This is a genomic window from Bacillus sp. AY3-1, from assembly GCF_008368785.1.
Classification (GTDB): Bacteria; Bacillota; Bacilli; order Bacillales; family Bacillaceae_G; genus Bacillus_A; species Bacillus_A wiedmannii.
Map to the genome: position 1 here is coordinate 1 of NZ_QORZ01000047.1, position 1,633 is coordinate 1,633.

The window sequence follows — 1,633 nt, forward strand, 5'->3', positions numbered from 1 at the left end:
ATATCAAATATGTTCCTGCCCTTTTCTTAAGTTTAACATGTATAACCTAAATATAAATGTATTGAGGTCTTCTTTATTTATTATTTTTTAAACCGCAAATGAACAAACTTCAACATCTTTATTACGTTTACAACTCGCATCATAATACGTGTACTACCATCCCAATCTTTATTTGTAGGTATACCTTTAAAGAAAGGGGAGCAGCTTAATATTTTTATGTTTGAAGACCATTTTTCTATTGATTTTGGATTGTTTACATAAAAATACATCATCGCGCCGTTATTGCCAGATTTTTTTACAGTTGCATTCGAAAGGTTCAGTGCGAATTTTGATTCAGCATCAAAATATAGCTCTCCTCCAGGAAAACGTTTTGACATAGCAACTATGATCTCTTTTAAATCTTCTTCTTTAAAGTAATAAAATACACCTGCTGATATAAAAAGAATACCGTCGTTTGGATCATATCTTATATCGTCAAACCAAGAAGTATCAAAAAATGATTTAGCGATGCTAATATTCCTTGGTGTATCTTCAATTAAAGTCTTGCGAAAAGAGATTGCATCGGGTAAATCAAGGTTATACCAATGTATTGTACCGTTATCAATTCTTGAAAAAGTAGTATCTAGTCCTGAACCGATATTTACTATAGTGGCGTTCGGGTGTTTTCCTATAAATTGTTTTATCGTATCATCAATTTTTCGTGCACGAGTAATGTATGTGATACATCCGTATTCGCCAAATGTATTTGCTATTGTTGAGAAGTCAAAATCGCATTCTTTAATTATTCGAATAGCCTCTGTATCATCTAAAATATCCTTATTTTTCTCACTGCCATATGCTCGTCCCCATAGGGGAATAAGCATCGTACCTTGTACTGATTGTAAATCTAACTCTTTAACCATGAAACATCCTCCGTTGCATAATAAAACAATATATTTAGTCGTTATTTAACATTTTTGAGAGCATTGTATTTGTTTTATATAGTCCGTAAGTTAAATCCCGCCTATCTTCTTCGGATAATTGTTCGAGGTTTACTGTGAAATTTTTATAAATTTGTTTCCATCTCTCATAATGTAACTTTTCAGCTTTTTCTGTCAGAGAAATTAATACAGCTCTTTTATCTACCGTATCTTGCTTTTTTACAATATATCCGTTTTGTTCTAAGTTACGTACAGTTACACTTAATTGTTGCTTAGGAATGTTTAAATAACTAGCAATCATCTTTGAATTTACAGGTACTTTTTGCTGGGCGATATACTCCACTACGTGTTGTTCTAAATGTGTAAATTCAGAGGATTTTTCTGATAGTAATTTGAAAGTACCTGACATATTTAATAATAAATTCATGTATTCGTTTAATAATTCTTTATGGGACATTATTTTCGCTTCCTTTTTGGTTTTAGTCATTATTTTATTACTAATTTAGCTATAAATCAAATATTTAAACTTATTATAGTAAATTAACATTTACTAATTTGTTATTTTGAGATTATGTGAACTAAAGAAGAGGAGGATGAGAAGTGATTTTAGAAAAGACGAATATGGCCAAAAATAAAATATTACTAAATATATATAAGTAATGAATGCAATGTCTTTTTCAGTTATTATGTTGTAAATAATTTTATGATAAAAT

At 29.7% G+C, this 1,633-nt stretch carries 2 protein-coding genes; both read right to left on the reverse strand.

Features of this window, described 5'->3' with window-relative positions:
- Positions 1 to 80 precede the first annotated feature (80 nt).
- Complete coding sequence (locus DN389_RS28125; RefSeq protein ID WP_048566438.1) at positions 81 to 902, reverse strand: class I SAM-dependent methyltransferase; 822 nt, start codon at positions 900 to 902, stop codon at positions 81 to 83.
- Positions 903 to 936: 34 nt separating this feature from the next.
- Positions 937 to 1,377: a MarR family winged helix-turn-helix transcriptional regulator gene (locus DN389_RS28130; protein ID WP_000018442.1), complete on the reverse strand. Its 441-nt coding sequence runs from the start codon at positions 1,375 to 1,377 to the stop codon at positions 937 to 939.
- Positions 1,378 to 1,633: the final 256 nt, after the last annotated feature.